At 73.6% G+C, this 15958-nt stretch carries 15 protein-coding genes; 6 read left to right on the plus strand and 9 right to left on the minus strand.

Annotated features, from left to right (window positions below):
• Positions 1–61 precede the first annotated feature (61 nt).
• The 4 genes from LG395_RS33885 to LG395_RS33900 form a co-directional block, all read right to left on the minus strand.
• Positions 62–400 carry an STAS domain-containing protein gene (locus tag LG395_RS33885; RefSeq protein ID WP_225812454.1) on the minus strand — a complete coding sequence of 113 codons (339 nt, stop codon included), beginning with the start codon at positions 398–400 and terminating at the stop codon, positions 62–64.
• Positions 397–1713, minus strand: coding sequence for a PP2C family protein-serine/threonine phosphatase (locus LG395_RS33890; RefSeq protein ID WP_225812456.1), 1317 nt, complete (start codon positions 1711–1713; stop codon positions 397–399). The genes LG395_RS33885 and LG395_RS33890 overlap by 4 nt, the downstream gene beginning before the upstream one ends.
• Positions 1713–2516 carry an alpha/beta fold hydrolase gene (locus tag LG395_RS33895; protein ID WP_225812458.1) on the minus strand — a complete coding sequence of 268 codons (804 nt, stop codon included), beginning with the start codon at positions 2514–2516 and terminating at the stop codon, positions 1713–1715. Before LG395_RS33895 ends, LG395_RS33890 begins: the two co-directional genes overlap by 1 nt.
• A gap of 467 nt (positions 2517–2983) precedes the next feature.
• The gene (locus LG395_RS33900) at positions 2984–3997 is read right to left on the minus strand and encodes an NADP-dependent oxidoreductase (RefSeq protein ID WP_225812460.1); all 1014 of its coding nucleotides are present in this window, start codon (positions 3995–3997) and stop codon (positions 2984–2986) included.
• 110 nt (positions 3998–4107) lie between these two features.
• Between LG395_RS33900 and LG395_RS33905 the strand changes: the two genes are divergently transcribed.
• Complete coding sequence (locus LG395_RS33905) at positions 4108–4674, plus strand: TetR/AcrR family transcriptional regulator (RefSeq protein WP_225812462.1); 567 nt, start codon at positions 4108–4110, stop codon at positions 4672–4674.
• Positions 4675–5028: 354 nt separating this feature from the next.
• On the opposite strand, the gene LG395_RS33910 is transcribed toward LG395_RS33905, so the two are convergent.
• Positions 5029–5961, minus strand: a complete 933-nt coding sequence (locus LG395_RS33910) for a quinone oxidoreductase family protein (protein WP_225812489.1) — start codon at positions 5959–5961, stop codon at positions 5029–5031.
• Between the two features lie 317 nt (positions 5962–6278).
• On the opposite strand from LG395_RS33910, the gene LG395_RS33915 reads away from it, so the two are divergent.
• Positions 6279–6437: a hypothetical protein gene (locus LG395_RS33915; protein WP_225812464.1), complete on the plus strand. Its 159-nt coding sequence runs from the start codon at positions 6279–6281 to the stop codon at positions 6435–6437.
• Between the two features lie 36 nt (positions 6438–6473).
• Positions 6474–7556, plus strand: a complete 1083-nt coding sequence (locus LG395_RS33920) for a bile acid:sodium symporter family protein (protein WP_225812466.1) — start codon at positions 6474–6476, stop codon at positions 7554–7556.
• Here the strand turns inward: LG395_RS33920 and LG395_RS33925 are convergent.
• On the minus strand, positions 7528–8232 hold the full coding sequence (locus LG395_RS33925) for a response regulator transcription factor (protein ID WP_171160350.1): 705 nt from the start codon (positions 8230–8232) through the stop codon (positions 7528–7530). The genes LG395_RS33920 and LG395_RS33925 overlap by 29 nt on opposite strands.
• 502 nt (positions 8233–8734) lie before the next feature.
• Here LG395_RS33925 and LG395_RS33930 point away from each other — a divergent pair.
• The gene (locus tag LG395_RS33930; protein WP_171159319.1) at positions 8735–10246 is read left to right on the plus strand and encodes an FAD-dependent oxidoreductase; all 1512 of its coding nucleotides are present in this window, start codon (positions 8735–8737) and stop codon (positions 10244–10246) included.
• Positions 10247–10316: 70 nt separating this feature from the next.
• Here the strand turns inward: LG395_RS33930 and LG395_RS33935 are convergent, their stop codons facing one another.
• Together LG395_RS33935 and LG395_RS33940 are read right to left on the minus strand one after the other, a co-directional pair.
• Positions 10317–11120 (minus strand): SDR family NAD(P)-dependent oxidoreductase, encoded by an 804-nt coding sequence (locus tag LG395_RS33935; RefSeq protein ID WP_171159318.1) that lies wholly within the window; start codon positions 11118–11120, stop codon positions 10317–10319.
• A gap of 155 nt (positions 11121–11275) precedes the next feature.
• The gene (locus LG395_RS33940; RefSeq protein ID WP_171159317.1) at positions 11276–11776 is read right to left on the minus strand and encodes a MarR family winged helix-turn-helix transcriptional regulator; all 501 of its coding nucleotides are present in this window, start codon (positions 11774–11776) and stop codon (positions 11276–11278) included.
• 148 nt (positions 11777–11924) lie between these two features.
• Here LG395_RS33940 and LG395_RS33945 point away from each other — a divergent pair, with 148 nt between their 5' ends.
• Together LG395_RS33945 and LG395_RS33950 are read left to right on the plus strand one after the other, a co-directional pair.
• Positions 11925–13403, plus strand: a complete 1479-nt coding sequence (locus tag LG395_RS33945) for an MFS transporter (protein WP_225812468.1) — start codon at positions 11925–11927, stop codon at positions 13401–13403.
• Positions 13404–13418: 15 nt separating this feature from the next.
• Positions 13419–15053 carry an LLM class flavin-dependent oxidoreductase gene (locus tag LG395_RS33950; RefSeq protein ID WP_225812470.1) on the plus strand — a complete coding sequence of 545 codons (1635 nt, stop codon included), beginning with the start codon at positions 13419–13421 and terminating at the stop codon, positions 15051–15053.
• Between the two features lie 9 nt (positions 15054–15062).
• On the opposite strand, the gene LG395_RS33955 is transcribed toward LG395_RS33950, so the two are convergent.
• Positions 15063–15929 carry a sulfurtransferase gene (locus tag LG395_RS33955; protein ID WP_225812471.1) on the minus strand — a complete coding sequence of 289 codons (867 nt, stop codon included), beginning with the start codon at positions 15927–15929 and terminating at the stop codon, positions 15063–15065.
• Positions 15930–15958: the final 29 nt, after the last annotated feature.

Raw genomic sequence — 15958 nt, forward strand, 5'->3', positions numbered from 1 at the left:
GCCCGGCGAGACGTGCCGCGGGTGCGGACCGGCGGTGTGCGCGGCCCCGTCCGCCGACGGCTCAGGAGCGGATGGCGGTGTCGCTGTCCGGGTGGAGAGCGAAGATCTGGTCGAGGCCGACGATCCGCAGGATCCGCAGGGTGTTGGCGGGTACCGCCGCCAGCGCGATGTCCGCCCGGGCGGCCTGGACGTGGCTGCGCGCGGCGATCAGGGCGGTGATGCCGCTGGAGTCGCAGAACTGCATGCCGCCCAGGTCCAGGACGAGGCGCTGCCCGGGCTGGAGGGTGAGAGCGGCGATCCGTTCGCGCAGCTCGCCGGCGTTGGCGTAGTCGAGCTCGCCGAAGATCTCCAGAACAGGACCGGTCGGGGCGTCGCGGGTGGTGATCTTCAGCGGGCTCATCGTGTGTTTCTCATCGGGTGGTCGGCGGCCGGGATACCGAGGGCGAGCAGGGCGGTGTCGTCGTCGAGGCCGTCGCCGAAGCTGTCCAGCAGGCCGGTGAGGGCCTTGATCAGGGCGTGGGGCGGCTTGCCGCCGTGGCCGGCGGTGAAGGCGAGCAGTGCCTCGTCCCCGTACAGGCTGGTGCGGTCCGGGCCGGTACGGGCCTCGGTGAGGCCGTCGGTGTAGAGCAGCAGGGTGTCGCCGGGCGCGAGGACCGTCGTGGCGGGCGTGAAACGCGCGCTGGGCAGCACGCCGACGAGCTGGCCGCCGGGGGTGGGAAGGAAGCATGCGGTGCCGTCGGCCCGCAGCACGATGACCGGCGGGTGGCCGCCCGAGGCGAGGTGGACGGTGAGCTGCCCGGTCGCCGGGTCGGGATCGAGGGTGCCGAAGACGGCGGTGCAGTAGCGCGGGTCGCCGCTGCCGGCGTAGCGCTCGTGGAGCACCTTGTTGAGGGTGGTCAGCGCGGCGACGGGGTCGGGGTCGTGCAGGGCGGCGGCGCGCAGGGTGTAGCGGGTGAGCGAGGTGAGCGCGGCGGCCTTGGGTCCCTTGCCGCACACGTCACCGAGGAAGAAGGCGAAGCGTCTGCCGTCGAGGGGGAAGACGTCGTAGAAGTCGCCTCCGAGCCGGTCGGGAGAGGCGGTGTGGTAATGGGTGGCCGTCTCCACGCCGGGTATGGAGGGCAGGGTGTCGGGCAGCAGGGACTGCTGGAGCACGGCGAGGGCGTCCTGCAACCGGGCCCGATCGGCCTCCGCCTGTCCGCGTGCCGCCTCGGCCGCCCGCCGGCCGCGCAGCAGTTCCTCTTCGTAGGCCCGGCGGTCCCTGGCGTCGAAGACAGTGGTGCGGATCAGCAGGGGCTCGCCGTCGCCGCCGCGTTTGACCACGGAGGAGACCAGCACCGGTATCCGGTCACCGTCGGTCCGCTTGATCTCCAGGGCGATCCCGCTGATCTCGCCCTGCATGCGCAGCAGCGGCGCGAAGTGTGTCTCGTGGTACAGCTTGCCGCCGACGGTCAGCAGGTCGGTGAAGCGCATCCGGCCCACCACCGCCTCCCGCTCCATGTCCAGCCAGCCCAGCAGGGTGGCGTTGATCTTGGCGATGGTGCCGTCCATGAGCGTGGAGAGGTATCCGCACGGCGCGTTCTCGTACAGCTCCTCGGCGCTGTCCTCCAGCAACGCGGCGAAGGCCGCGTCCGCCGCCTTGTCGTCTCCGGTGTCGTGGGGGTCGTGGGGGTCGTAGGGGTCGTGGGGGTCGGGCTGCTGCCCGGTGCGGCACATCACCGCAGGCCGGCCAGGAAGCCCCGGATCGCCTCGTTGGTGGCTTCGGGCGCGGACAGGTGCGGGCAGTGCCCGGTCGCCCGCAGGGTCACCAGGGTCGATCCCGGGACCGCCCGGTGGACGAAGGCGCCGACCTCCCGGGGGGCGATGGCGTCCTCGCTGCATTCGAGCACCAGGGTCGGCACCCGTACGCTCTTCAGGTCGGCCCGCGAGTCCGACAGGAACGTGGTGCGGGCGAAGACGCGCGCCATGTCCGGGTCGGTGGCGCAGAAGCTGTTCTTGAGTTCTTCGCCGAGGTCGGGGCGATCCGGGTTCCCCATGATCACCGGCGCCATCACCGCCGACCAGCCCAGGTAGTTCGACTCCAGGGAGGCCAGCAGTTCGTCGATGTCCTGCGCGCTGAACCCGCCGCGGTAACCGTCGTCGTCGATGTACCGCGGGGACGGAGCCACCATCACCAGTGCCCCGATGCGCTCCGGGGCCGCCTCCGCGGCCAGCACCCCGATCATGGCGCTGACCGAGTGGCCCACGAACACCGCGTCCCGCAGGTCGAGCGCCTCGCACACCTCCACCACGTCCCGGGCGTAGCCGTGCAGAGAGCCGTAACGGTTCTCCGAGAACGCGGACAGGTCCGAGCGGCCCGAACCGACGTAGTCGAAGAGCACCACCCGGTAGTCCTCGGCCAGGGCAGGCACCGTCAGTCGCCACATGTTCTGGTCACAGCCGAACCCGTGGGCCAGCACCACGGTACGCCCGTGCGGGTTGCCGGTGACGGCGACGTTGTTCCTGCGAGCGATATCCATACCCGCCAGTCTCCCAGGCCCGGACCACCTCTCCCACACGGCCCCGGGCCCGGCCCCCTTCGCCGCGGTTCCGACACGGACCCGGCGGGCCGTCCGGCCTCCGAGCCCGTCGCACACGGCCGGCCTTTCGGCGGGGCCGTGCTCTGCGCTGAGCCGTTCGGCGCTCGCGGAGTCCGGGGGTGAGCGGCCGGCCGCCGTGTGGTGGCGGTGCGCCGTCGCGGCGCAGTTCGCCGTCGCCGTGCTGTTCGCCGTCGCGCGCGGTGCCGGGACCGTTCAGGCGGGGGTGGGGGCCAGGTTGGTGGCCATCCCCGCCCGCCCGAATCCTGCCTCGGGCCCTGGCTGCCCGGTGCGGCGGGAGCGCGGTGCCCTCCTCGTGCGGGCCGCCGCCCGCACCCGTCCGTCGCTCCGTCGCCGGGGCTGACAGGCGGGTGCCAGGTCGCCGGACTGCCTGTGCCGCGGGCTCCTCGCTACCGGGCGACCGTGAGCACGATCTTGCCCTGGATGTGCCCCCGGGCCGCGCGTTCGTGCGCCGCTCGCGCATCCGCCAGAGCGTACGTGCTGTCGATCGCGACGCGGACCGTGCCCGCGTCGAGCAGGCGCCCCAGTTCGGCGAGCTGCGCGCCGTTGGAGCGGACCTGGGTGCTGGAGACCGTGACGCCCAGCTTCGCGGTCTCCTCTTCGTCGAAGTCCCCGGGGAGCACGGGGAACTGGGCACCGCCACGCCTGAGTGTGCGCAAGAAACGCTTGCTGCCGGGGCCGCCGACGGCGTCGAGGACGAGATCGACGTCGCGCACGAGTTCCTCGGCACGGTCCTTGGTGTAGTCGACGAACCGGTCGGCGCCCAGTTCGCCCAGGAACGTCTCATGCGCGCCCGACGCCACCGCGATGACCCGTGCGCCCTTCCACTTCGCCAGTTGCAGGGCGAAGTGGCCCACGCCGCCCGCCGCGCCGTTGACGAGCACCGTCGTACCGGCGTCGAGTGCCGTCGGGCGGTGCCGTGTGTCCTGGAAGGGCGAGGGGTGGTCGTGGCCCAGCTCGATCAGGAACTGCCACGCCGTCAGTCCGGCCATGGGCGCTCCGGCGGCGTGCACGTGGTCGATGCCGGCCGGCTTGCGTGCGAGGTCCGACGCGGGAGCGGCCACGTACTCGGCGTACGCGCTGCCGTGGAAGCCGGGAAAGCGCAGGAGACCGAAGACCTCGTCACCCACGGCGAAACCCTCCACGTCCGCGGCGACGGCCTCGACGACGCCCGACACGTCCGTTCCCGGAATCACCGGCAGGCTCACCGACGGCTCCGTCTCCCCGGGCAGCGTGGTCAGCCCGTCGCGCAGGTACCAGTCCGGCGGATTGACGCCGGCCGCGTGCACGCGGACCAGCACCTCGCCCGGTCCCGGTACGGGGACCGGCACCTCGTCGAAACGCAGCACCTCGGGGCCACCGTGCTCATGGAGCCGGACGGCCCTCATCGTGTGTGTCGGCATCGTCTTCTCCTGCCCGCGCTGCGGGATACGCTATCCGGAGCAGCGGTCCACATAAACGGACCACTGATCCGAATATATGGACCACTGATCCGGATCGTCAAGAGGGACACATGCGGGCCGACGCCAGGAAGAACCGCGACCACCTGCTCGCGACAGCGGGCACCGCCATCGCCGAGCATGGTGCCGACGTGTCACTGCGCGACATCGCGCGCAGGGCCGATGTCGGACTCGCGACGCTGCTGCGGCACTTCCCGACGCGCGAGGCGTTGCTCGACGCCCTGCTGCGCACGAGCTTCGACGAGCTGACGGCGAGGGCGGAGGCGCTCGAGGCGTCCGACTCGCCCCGGGACGCGCTCGTCTCGTGGCTGCGGGACTGCGTCGCGTGGACAACCGAGTACCGTGGCGTGACCGTGCTGATGGCGGCCGCCATCGAGGACACCGAATCCGCACTCCACGCTTCGTGCGTCACCCTGCGCGCGGCCGGGGCGCGCCTCCTCGCACGCGCCCAGGCCGCGGGCGCGGCGCGGACCGACGTGGACGGAGCCGATCTGTTCGCGCTGGTGGCGGCGCTCGCGTGGCTCGGTGATCAGCCCTCGCTCGCGCCACGGGCGGACCACCTCTTCGAGGTCGTCGCGCACGCGATCGTGACGAGCCCGGCGAGGACCGGAGCCGAGTGAACGCCGCCGCCCGGCGTCCCCGCGTCGTTCGCGGCGGGCCGGGTACGGAAGGCACGGGGGGCGCTCAGCGGCCATGACGGTGCCGGCCGGAGCCATGCTCGGCGGCCGTGCCGCCCGTAAGGGAAACCGCCGCACGCGAGCGTGTGGACACGGCCCGAATGGCCTGTCCCGCGGCGCCCTGCCCACCGGCCCGCAGCCTCGCGGGCATGCGCCCGCCCTTCCCGCTCGCCGCCGCGTGCGATGCACGAGCGCGCCTCGGCCGCCTCAGCGCCCCGACCCCGAGCTGATCCGGCGTGAGCCGGAACCGGTCGGCGCGCGAGCGGCGGCTGAGGCGGCCCCTTGAGCGGGGACGGGTTACGGCAGCAGGACGATCTTGCCGGTGGTGCGGCCGGCCATGCTCTCGCGGTGGGCGGCGGCAGCCTCACGCAGCGGGTGGCTGGACGCGATCAGGATGCGCAGCCGACCCGCCGCCGCGGCCTCGGTGAGCTGGAGGCGGGCGGCCTGCCTGATGGCGGTGCCGGGGTCGGCGCCGGGCCCGCCGCCGAGGAGTTTGATCCCGGCCTCGGCCCCGCGCTCGAAGGCCGCGATGGTGGCGACGCGGGAGCGGTCGCTCACGAGTTCCAGGGAGACGTCCACCGCCTCGTCGGTACCCACCAGGTCGGCCGCCGCCTGGATCCCCCGCGGCGCCGCCGCGCGTACGCGGTCCGCCAGGCCGGGCCCGTACGCGACCGGGACCGCGCCCAGTTCCCTGAGGAGTTCGTGCTTGGCGGGGCTCGCCGTCGCGACGACGGTGGCGCCGCGTGCCACGGCCAGCTGGACGACCACCAGCCCGACCCCTCCCGCGGCCCCGTGGACCAGCACCGTCTCACCCTTGGCGAGCCCGACCGCTTCGAGGACGTGTACGGCGGTCACGCCGGCGACCATGAGTCCGCCGGCCTGCTCCCAGGACAGGACGGCCGGCTTCGGCACCACGGACGAGGCCGGGACGAGGAGTTCCGCGGCGTACGCGCCGGGCGCGCGGTAGACGATCACCTCGTCGCCCACCCGGACGGGACCCGCGGGGCCGGTCGCGTCGGCGCCGACCGCGGTGACGACCCCGGCCGCTTCGCTGCCCAGCGGCAGCGGCAGCTTCGCCGGATCGGCCCCGAAGGCGCCGCTGTACATCTTGTAGTCGAAGGGATTCACACCCACGGCACGGACCGCTATGCGCACCTGACCGGGCCCGGGCTCCGGGACGGTCACGTCGATCACTGACAGGACCTCAGGACCGCCGTAGGCGCTCGCCACTACTGCTTCGCTCATGCCCATGGGCAACACGGTGCCGACAACGGTCATTCCACCGCCGCGCAGCGGTCGCGCGCGGCGCTGGACGACCTGGCGGACGGCGCGCACCGGGCGGGCGTGCTGCGCGCCGGCGTCGGCTCCGGCCGGCCGGGCGGAGCCGCCGCCGAGGCGCACGCCGTCGTGGCAGGGCCCGGTGCACGGGTGCACCGCTCGGGACGCGCACCGGCCGCCGTTCGTCTACAGTTCGGTAGACGGTCTACTGCGCTGTAGTCGTCTGGTTCCGGGTGCCCCTGTGCGCCCGCTCCGTACGGAAGGCCCCCATGACCAGCTCCCCGCACCCGGCCACCAGCCGGCCCGACTGGTCCTTCCCCGGCGACCACGCGGCGATATCCGCCCCCGCTGCCATCGCCCTGTTCTTCGGCAGTCCGCGACCTCGGCACGGTGGCCCGCCACCCGCCGCCCAGCCGCCCCGCCGCTGACCTCCTGACTCTTCGGTGACACGGAAGAGGGTCGCCTTGTACACCCGAACTCCCGCCCCCTCACCGGCCGACCGGGCCACGGGCTGGCTGCGGCACCGGCTGGGCCGCGCGGTCGTCCTGGCCTACGCCGCCGCACTGCTCCTGCCGGGCCCCGGACTGTGGCTGCGCCGGACCCACGCGCTGCCGCTCGGCTGGGGACGCGCCCTGCCGTTACCCCTCCCGCAGTTCCTGCTCTCCCTGGTGCTCCTCTCGGCCGGGCTCCAGGTCCCCCTGAGCGCGCTGGGCACCCTGCTGCGGCGCCCGGTCGCCCTGCTGGCCGGGCTGGCCCTGCACCTGTCGATCCCGTTGCTGGCCATCCCGGCCGTCGCGTTCCTGCTGCGCCGGACCCCCGACACCGACGGCGGCAGCGGCCTGGTCACCGCGATGATCCTGATCGTGACCATGCCCGTCGCCGCCGGAGCCACCGTGTGGACCGGCAAGGGCGACGGCGACCAGCCGACCATGGTCGGACTCGTCCTCGCCTCCACCCTCCTCAGCCCCCTCACCACCCCCCTGGTCATCGGCGCCCTGCTGCCGTTGCTCGGCGGCGGCTACGGGTCCACGCTCGGCCGGATCGAGGACGCCCACGGCGGTTTCGCCCTGCTCGGCGTCGTCCTGCCCTGCGCGGCCGGCGTCCTGTGCCGCCTGGCACTGCCCGCGCCGCTGCTCGGCCGGGTGCTCGGCGCCGTCGTGCCGACCGCCCTGGCCGGCTCCCTCCTCCTGACCTACGTCAATGCCAGTGGCGCCCTCGGTTCCTTTCTCGCACGCCCGCGACCGCTGCTGCTCGCCGCCGCGTTGACCGTGGCCACGCTGGTCTGCCTGCTGTCCTTCGCCCTCGGCCACGGCGCCGCACGCCTGCTGAAGCTGGACGCCCCGGCGGCGTCGTCCCTCACGCTGGCCTGCGGCATGAACAACAGCAGCGCGAGTGCCGTCCTGATCACCACCACGCTGCCCGACAAGCCCCACCTGCTCCTGCCGGTCCTCGCCTACGGGCTGTTGCAGAAGACGGCGGCGAACCGGGTGGTGCGCCGCGGCCCCGGGCGCCGGCACGTCACACGGAGCAGCCGGTGCCCAGTTTGAAGCCCACGCCCCGGACCGTGATGATCCAGTCGCTGTCCCCGAGCTTGGTGCGCAGGCTGCTGACGTGCGTGTCGACGGTTCTCCTGGACCAGGAATCGCCCCACACCTGCTGCAACAGCCGTTTCCTGGGAATCACGGTGTCGGGGTGCGAGGCGAGAATGCAGAGGAGGTCGAATTCCTTTCGGGTCAGCCCCACACCACGGCCGGCCAGGCTGACCTGACGCGCATTCACGTCGATGTGCAGGGGGCCGTGCGTGATTTCCCGGTCGACGGTGCGCGAGGACCGGGTGCGGCGCATGACGGCCTCGATGCGTGCCATCAGTTCGCGGAATCCGTACGGCTTGACGAGGTAGTCGTCCGCGCCGGCCTGAAGCCCTAACACACGGTCGAGTTCGGATCCGCGGCCGGTGACGACGAGCAGCGGCACACAGCTGACGGAGCGAATGCTCTTGCACACCTCCAGTCCGTCGAGATCCGGGAGCTCCAGGTCGAGGAGGATCAGGTCCGCGTCCTCGTGGGCTTCGAGGGCGGCGACGCCGAGGGCCACGTGGGTGACCTCGTGTCCGTGTCTGCGCAGTCCTGCCGCCAGGGACTCGGCGTCGGCGGAGTCGCTCTCCACCAGGAGGATCTGCCAGCCGGCCGCGGGTGCGGGCACCGTCCGTGCCGGCCCCGGCATGTCCTCCAGCACGGTCTGCGGTCCGCGTGCGACGCGCTCGATGGGCGGATGGTTCTCCGGCTTCACCGCTGATGAGTATGGACCCATGGCCTCCCCCGGCTCATCCGGTCAGCGTGGATGTCGAACCTGCGCTCGAAAATTTATCGGTCGCTTGTAGTCCATTCAAAGACTTCTGTCGTAAATACATCGTTGCGGGTTCATGAAGGTGCATTACATGGTCATCGATCTGTGGTTGTGCGCGGCGTTCTGACGTGCCCACGGGTTTGTCGCCGGCCGGCCGTGGAGAGCCTCCGCGGGCCGCGGGGTGAATGCGCGGGCCGCGCCGAACGCACCGTGCGGCCGCGACGGGATCGGCGCGGCGACCGGTCCGTCACGCTGCCGCAGTACCGGCTTCACACGCGCGGTGCAGGATGGACACGGCCGGAGGCCGGTACGTCCGCTCCTCCGGCGCCGGCGGCCCAGGGCAGGAACCCGATTCCCTCTCACAGGAAGCGAGTTGCGGATGTCGCACACCTCTCAGTCCTCCGCCGTCGACGGCCCCGGGACGACGCCTCCCGGCCCGCACTCGGTCGTGGTGGCCGGGGCCGGTCCCACCGGTCTCCTCCTCGCCGGAGACCTGGCCGCGGCCGGCGTGGACGTGGTGGTGGTCGAGAAGCGCCCGGAAGGCATCAGCAACCTGACCCGGGCCTTCGGTGTCCACGCCCGTACCCTGGAACTCCTCGACGCCCGCGGTCTCGCCGACGAACTCGTCGCCACCGGGCAGGTCATCCGCGAGCTGCGGCTGTTCGGAGCGATACCGTTCGACATCGGCGCGCTGCCCTCCCGTTTCCCCTTCCTGCTGGTCACTCCGCAGTACGAGGTGGAGAAGCTGCTGCTGCGCCGGGCCCTGGAGAACGGTGCGGTCATCCGCTACGGGACCGAGGTCCTCGGTCTCTCCCAGGACGACGGGGGTGTCACCGTGCGGGTGCGCGACGCGGCGGGCGGGACGGCTCTGCGGGCCCGCTATCTGGTCGGCGCGGACGGAACGCGCAGCGCGGTGCGCCAGGCCCTCGGGCTCCCCTTCCCCGGCAAGGTGGTGATCCGGTCGGTGGCACTCGCCGACGTCAAGTTCACCGAGCGGCCCAGCCTGGTGGTGCAGGTGCACGGTACGGGCGACGCCTTCGGCTTCATCGCCCCGTTCGGCGACGGCTACTGGCGCGTCGGCGGCTGGGACCGGGCCCACCGGGGGGAACCCGACGACTCCCCGGTCGCGTTCGAGGAGCTGCGCTCCCTGATCGAGCGTGCCTTCGGCTCCGACTTCGGCATGCACGACCCGCGCTGGATCTCGCGCTTCCACAGCGACGAGCGCCAGGTGCCCCGGTACCGGGTGGGCCGCGTGCTGCTGGCCGGCGACTCCGCCCACCAGCACTCGCCGGCCGGGGGGCAGGGGATGAACACCGGCCTCCAGGACGCCGTGAACCTCGGCTGGAAGCTGGCGGCGGTGCTCGGTGGCTGGGCCTCCGACGCGCTGCTGGACACCTACCACAGTGAGCGCCACCCGATCGGCCGGGCGGTGCTGCGCAGCAGTGGCCTCAACCTTCGGCTGGCCATGGCGCACAATCCGCTGGAGATCGCGCTGCGCACGGTACGGAAGCTGGTGGTCACCCATGTGCGGCCGGTGACGCGGCAGGCGGTCGGGGAGATCACCGGAATCGGCCACTCCTACCCGGCCGCGCGCGGGGCGCACCCGCTGGTGGGCAGACGGGCGCCGGACCTGGAGCTGGAGGGCGGCCGGCTCTACGAGGCGCTGCGGGAAGGGCGGTTCGTCCTGGTCCTGCCGCCTGACGGGGAGTCCGGCGCCCCGGCCGGGCCCGACACCGCCGGCCGGCGGGGGCGGCTGGTCCTCGCCCGCCGTGCGGACGGCGTCGACGCCGCCCGGGAGGCGGTCCTGGTGCGGCCGGACGGCTACTACGCCTGGGCCGGAGCGGCGGACGGACCGTCGATCGAGGCGGGCATCGCACCGTGGGTGGGGTGAGCGGGCCCGCCCGGCGGAACCCCTCGCCGAGCGGCCCCGCTGCGGGGGCCGCTCGCACCGGGCCGCGTCCTCAGCGCGGCGGCAGCGGCGAGAGCGTGGGCAGGTGGGAGAGGAAGCCGCCGTCCACGGACAGCACCTGCCCGGTGATGAAGGAGGCGGCGGGCGAGGCCAGGAAGGTCACCAGGTGGGCCACGTCGTCCGGGGTGCCCAGCCGCGGGATGAGGTTCGCGCTCTGGAACATCCGCTGCACCGGCACGGGCATGTCCGCCTCCAGCGCCGGGGTGCGGACCAGTCCGGGCGCGACGGCGTTGCAGCGTATGCCGTCCGTGCCGTACGCGGCGGCCACGAAGCGGGTCAGCGCGACCAGTCCGCCCTTGGAGCTGCCGTAGGCGACCATCACGCGGTCCCCGGACAGGCCCTGGCCACTGGTGATGTTGATGATGGAGCCGCCACCGCGCTCGATCATCACCGGCACGGTGTGCTTGCACAGCAGCATGGGGCCGCGCAGATTGACGGCGAGGACTTCGTCCCACAGCTCCACGGACATCGACACCACGTCCCGGTCCTGCCGGATCGCCGATGTCAGGGCCGCGTTGTTGTCCAGTACGTCGATGCCGCCGAAGGTGTCCACGGCGAAGTCGACCAGGCGCTTGACGCTGTCCTCCGAGGCGATGTCGACGGTGTGCCCGACCACCGACAGGCCCTTGGCGGCCAGTTCCTCGGCTGCGGCCCGGGTCGGCGCCTCGGCGACATCGGCGAGTACGACGTCGGCACCGGCCGTGGCGAGCGCCTCCACGGTGGCGACGCCGATCCCTCCCGCCCCGCCGGTGACCACGGCCACTTTGCCGGCGAGGGAGTGCGTTCCATTGCCCATCGGTCGACGACCTCTCGTTCAGGACGGGGAGTCGCCCCCGATTCTGGCGGACTCGCGTGAAGGCCGTGCTGCGGGAACGTGTCGCGATCGATCCGGTTCCCGGGAGGGGTGGACGGCACGCCCCCCGAGGGGCGGGCGGCGTGCGGCAGGCGGGTTCAGCCTCCTGTCCGCGCGCTGTGGTCCTCGGTGACCAGGACCTTGCGCAGCAGGGCGATCAGGGTGGCGCGCTCGGCCGGGGACAGGTCGTGCAGGAAGGCCTCCTGGGAGCGTTCGGCCACGACCAGCAGCCGGCGCTGCAGGTCCTCGCCCCCGGGGGTGAGTTCGACGACCTGGCGCCGGCGGTCGGCGGGGTCGCGGGTGCGCCGGACCAGGTCCCGCTGCTCCAGGGTGTCGAGGTAGCCGACCAGGTGGCTGCGGTTGAGGGCGAGCCGGTCGGCGAGGACGTGCTGCGGGAGCGGGCCGAAGTCGGCGAGCGCCGTGAGCGCGGCGAAGTGGGGGAGCCTCAGGCCGTGCTCCGCGACCGCGGCGATCAGTACGTCGTGGCCGAGCCGGGCGACATGGCTGACCAGGTAGGAGGGCAGCGCGAGCAGGCTCGGCGGGCGGATCTCCGTGTCCGGCCGGGGGGTCTGCCCTCCGCAGTCCGAGGCGTCGTTCATGGAGCGCAGCATAACCACGGAAAGCGACTGGACGTAAGCATGTCGCGATGTAATCATTACGACACGACACGATTTCGCGAGTGCCGGTGCTCGGCGTGTGGTGCCGCCCGCGCCCACGCACCCGCCGATCAGAGCGGAGGACCTTTCCATGACCGATCCGACGACCACCCCGGCCCACCCGCCGGCCGCGGAGGCGCGGCGGGGCGTCGCGGCCCCGTTCACCGCCCTGCTGATCGCCGTGCTCTCCTTCTCCCTGATGCAGACGATGGTCGTGCCCGCACTCCCGGACCTGCGACGGGAGTTCGACGTGAGCACCACCGTGGTCTCCTGGGTGCTCAGCGCCTTCCTCCTCACGGCCTCGGTGGCCACCGCGCTGCTCGGCCGGGTCGGCGACATGTTCGGCAAGCGGCGCGTGCTCGTCGCCAGCCTCACCGTGTTCGCCGTCGGGACGCTGCTGGCTGCCCTGTCGGACTCGATCGGGCTGCTCATCGCCGCCCGCGCCGTGCAGGGGGTCGGCTCCGCCGCGTTCCCCCTCGCGTTCGGCATCGTCCGCGACCAGTTCCCGCGCGAACGCGTGCCCGTGGCCATCGGGCTCATCAGCTCGACGTTCGGGATCGGATTCGGCGTCGGGCTCGTCATTCCCGGCCCGATCGTCGACGCCCTGGACTGGCACTGGATCTTCTGGCTGGGCCTCGTCGTGATCGTCCTGGGCGTCCTCGCCGTCGTCACCTTCGTCGAGGAGTCGCCCGTCCGCTCCCCCGGCCGGATCGACTGGACCGGTGTCGTCCTGCTCAGCGCGGGTGTCGTCGCCCTGCTGCTCGCCATCAGCGAGGGCAAGTCCTGGGGCTGGGCGTCCGCGGGTGTGATCGGTCTGTTCGTGGCGGCGGTGCTGCTCCTGACGGTGTTCGCCCTGGTGGAGCGGCGCCTGTCCGAACCGCTCATCGACATGGAGTTGCTGCGCCGTCCGGCGGTCGCCGCCTCCCATGTCACCGCGCTCATCATCGGTTTCGGGATGTACGGCGCGTTCACCCTGGTGCCGCTGCTGGCCCAGACCCCTCCGCAGGCCGGCTACGGGTTCGGCGCCTCGGTCACCGGAGCCGGACTGTTCATGGTGCCCATGGCGGCCACCATGCTGGTCGCCAGTCCGCTCGCGGGCCGGATCGGTGCCGCCGTCGGCTTCAAGCTGCCCCTCGTCCTCGCCTGCCTGATCGGCGTCGTCGGCTTCGCCGTGTACGCCGGGGCCCATGACACCGAGTGGGCGCTGTACGTCGGTTCGGGCATCCTGGGCATCGGCGTGGGCTTCGCCTTCGCGGCGCTCGCCAACCTCGTCGTCGCCGCGGTCGACCCCCGGCAGACCGGCGAGGCGACCGGCATCAACACGATCATGCGCACCATCGGCGGATCGCTGGGCGCGCAGGTGTCCGCCTCGCTGGTGGCCTCCCACACCCTCGCCGGCAGCGGCCTGCCCGCGGAGTCCGGCTACACCACCGCCTTCGTGATGTCCGCGATCGCCCTGGGTGTGGCCACGCTGGCCGCGCTCTCCGGGCCGGGCACACTGTGGCGCACCCCGGCGAAGGCGGCCGCGCCGGGGCCCCGGCCCGAGACCAGCGGCCCCGCCGCGAGCTGAGGACGGGACACGCGCATGACCGACTACGGGCACGACCTGCTCTTCGGCGCCGTACTGGTGCCTTCCTCCGGACAGCCGCACGACGCCGTGGCGTCGGCCCGGTCGGCGGAGCGGGCCGGGCTGGACCTGGTGAGCGTGCCGGACCACCCCTACCGGCCGGAGTTCCTGGACGCGTGGACGGTGCTGGCGAGCATGGCCGCCGTCACCTCCCGCGTCCGGGTCCTCCCCAATGTCGCCAACCTCCCCCTGCGGCCCCCCGCCGCCCTGGCCCGCGCCGCCGCGAGCCTGGACCTGCTCAGCGGCGGCCGGGTCGAACTCGGGCTGGGCGCGGGGGCGTACTGGGACGACATCGCCGCCGAGGGCGGTCCTCGGCGCACTCCGGGTGAGGCCCTGGCCGCCACCCGGGAGGCCGTCGGGGTGCTGCGCGCCCTGTGGTCGGGCCGTGGGCGGGTACGCAGCGACGGCAAGCACTACGCGCTCGACGGGGCCGCCGCCGGGCCGGCGCCCGCCCACGCCATCTCCGTGTGGATCGGCGCGGTGGGCCCCCGGATGCTGCGGCTGACGGGCGAGCTGGCGGACGGCTGGCTGCCCAGCGTGCCGCACGTGCCGCCGGCCCGCCTCGCCGCGGGCCAGCGGCTCGTCGACGAGGGGGCCGCGGCCGCGGGGCGGGAGCCGTCGGCCGTACGACGGCTGTACAACCTCTCGCCCGGAGCGGCGGGCGGCTTCCCCCGGGGCGGTCCGCGCGACTGGCCCGAGCAGCTGGCCGCGCTCACCGTCGACGTGGGCACCAGCGCCTATCTGCTGCCCGCGCACCACCCGGAGCTGCTGCGGGTCTTCGGCGAGGAGGTCGCCCCGGCCACCCGCGCACTGGTCGCCGCGGCACGCGAGCGGCCCGCCGGGGCCGCCACACGGTCCGTGGCGTCCGTCGCGCGGTCCGTCGCGTCCGTCGGGTCCGGCGCGCCCGCCGCCTCCGGGCCGGCCGTCACCCCGCGCCCTCAGCAGCGTCCGGCCGCGGCGGGCGGCGCGGCGGCCGGAGGCTCCCTCTTCGTCGAACCCACGCCCGCGCCCGCCGAGTGGCTGAGCGACGAGCGACTGTGGGACGAGGAGCACCGGCCCACCGGCCCCGCCCCGGATCCACAGCGGCGCTACTCGCGCGCCCGGCAGGCCCCGGCCGGGAACCTGGTCGCCGCCCACGACCAGTTGCGCGCGGACCTGGCGCGGCTGCGTGAGATCGTCGACGAGGTGCTGGCGGAGACCCTGGACCCCGGCGACGCCCGGTCGGGGCTCCAGGAACTGAGCCTGCGGCAGAACTCCTGGACGCTGGGCGCCTACTGCGCCTCGTACTGCCGGATCACGACCGTGCACCACACCCGGGAGGATGAGGATCTCTTCCCGCACCTGCGGCGGGGAGACCCTCGGCTCGCGCCGGTGCTCGACCGGCTGACCGAGGAGCACCACGCCATCCACGGGGTGATCGAGCGCATCGACCGTGAGCTGGTCGCCCGGATCGGGGGCGGGCCGGGTGCGGCGGTCCGTCCGGGGGGACTGCGCGCGGCGGTGGACCTCCTCACCGACGCGCTGCTGTCCCATCTGGCCTACGAGGAGCGGGAGCTGATCGAGCCGATGGCCCGGCTCGGCACCGGCTGGTGAACCGGCCGGCTACCGCGGCGCCTCGCCCGTCGCCACGGCGCGCGAGGTGTCCGCCGACCAGGCGGACCACGAGCCTGGGTAGAGGGCCGCGGTGGGCACGCCGGCCAGTTCCAGCGCCAGCAGGTCGTGGCAGGCGGTGACGCCGCTGCCGCAGTACACGACGACGTCGGTGCCAGGGGTGACGCCGAGGGCCGCGTAGTGCGCGGCCAGCCGCGCGGCCGGGGCGAAGCGGCCCTCGTCGGTGAGGTTGGCGGCCCAGGGGGCGCTGCGGGCCCCGGGGACGTGTCCGGAGCGCACGTCGCTGGGCAGCACGGTGGCGCCCGAGTACCGGTCGGGGGCGCGGGCGTCCAGGACGACGGCGGTGCCCGCGGCGAGCGCCGCCTCGACCTCGTCGGCCGACCGGAGGAGTTCCTTGGGCCAGGCCACCGGGGTGCGGCTCGCCGGCGCGGGGGCGACCGGCCCGGTCTCCAGGTCCCCGTCCCAGGCCTGGAGACCGCCGTCCAGCAGGGCGGCCCCGCCTCCGGTGCGGCGCAGCAGCCAGACCAGCCGTGCCGCGTAGGCGCCGCCGTTGTCGTCGTAGGCGACCACCGTCGTGTCGTCGCCGATGCCCAGCGCGCCCAGCGCTCGGGCGAACTCCCGCTCGTCGGGCAGCGGATGGCGTCCCCCCGACTCGCTGGGCGGCGCGGAGAGCACGGTGTCCACGTCGACCCACACGGCGCCGGGCAGATGCCCCGCGAGGTGGGCCTCGCGTCCGTCGCGGCCGTCCAGGTACCAGCGGACGTCGGCCAGGACGATCCGCCCGCGGTGCTCCCGCACCCAGCCGGCGTCGACGACGGCGGACGGCGGTGCGGGGGGCGGTGCGGGGGAAACGGTCATGTGGGGGCTTCCTCTCGGATCAGGGCGGT

Origin of the sequence: Streptomyces spinosus (genome assembly GCF_020400655.1) — a bacterium.
GTDB classification, from domain to species: Bacteria; Actinomycetota; Actinomycetes; order Streptomycetales; family Streptomycetaceae; genus Streptomyces; species Streptomyces argyrophylli.

Coding starts and splice junctions, on each gene's coding strand:
- LG395_RS33885 (WP_225812454.1), bottom strand. CDS start 400: ATGAGCCCGCTGAAGATCACCACCCGCGACGCCCCGACCGGTCCTGTT.
- LG395_RS33890 (WP_225812456.1), bottom strand. CDS start 1,713: ATGTGCCGCACCGGGCAGCAGCCCGACCCCCACGACCCCTACGACCCC.
- LG395_RS33895 (WP_225812458.1), bottom strand. CDS start 2,516: ATGGATATCGCTCGCAGGAACAACGTCGCCGTCACCGGCAACCCGCAC.
- LG395_RS33900 (WP_225812460.1), bottom strand. CDS start 3,997: ATGCCGACACACACGATGAGGGCCGTCCGGCTCCATGAGCACGGTGGC.
- LG395_RS33905 (WP_225812462.1), top strand. CDS start 4,108: ATGCGGGCCGACGCCAGGAAGAACCGCGACCACCTGCTCGCGACAGCG.
- LG395_RS33915 (WP_225812464.1), top strand. CDS start 6,279: ATGACCAGCTCCCCGCACCCGGCCACCAGCCGGCCCGACTGGTCCTTC.
- LG395_RS33925 (WP_171160350.1), bottom strand. CDS start 8,232: ATGCCGGGGCCGGCACGGACGGTGCCCGCACCCGCGGCCGGCTGGCAG.
- LG395_RS33930 (WP_171159319.1), top strand. CDS start 8,735: ATGTCGCACACCTCTCAGTCCTCCGCCGTCGACGGCCCCGGGACGACG.
- LG395_RS33935 (WP_171159318.1), bottom strand. CDS start 11,120: ATGGGCAATGGAACGCACTCCCTCGCCGGCAAAGTGGCCGTGGTCACC.
- LG395_RS33940 (WP_171159317.1), bottom strand. CDS start 11,776: ATGAACGACGCCTCGGACTGCGGAGGGCAGACCCCCCGGCCGGACACG.
- LG395_RS33945 (WP_225812468.1), top strand. CDS start 11,925: ATGACCGATCCGACGACCACCCCGGCCCACCCGCCGGCCGCGGAGGCG.
- LG395_RS33950 (WP_225812470.1), top strand. CDS start 13,419: ATGACCGACTACGGGCACGACCTGCTCTTCGGCGCCGTACTGGTGCCT.
- LG395_RS33955 (WP_225812471.1), bottom strand. CDS start 15,929: ATGACCGTTTCCCCCGCACCGCCCCCCGCACCGCCGTCCGCCGTCGTC.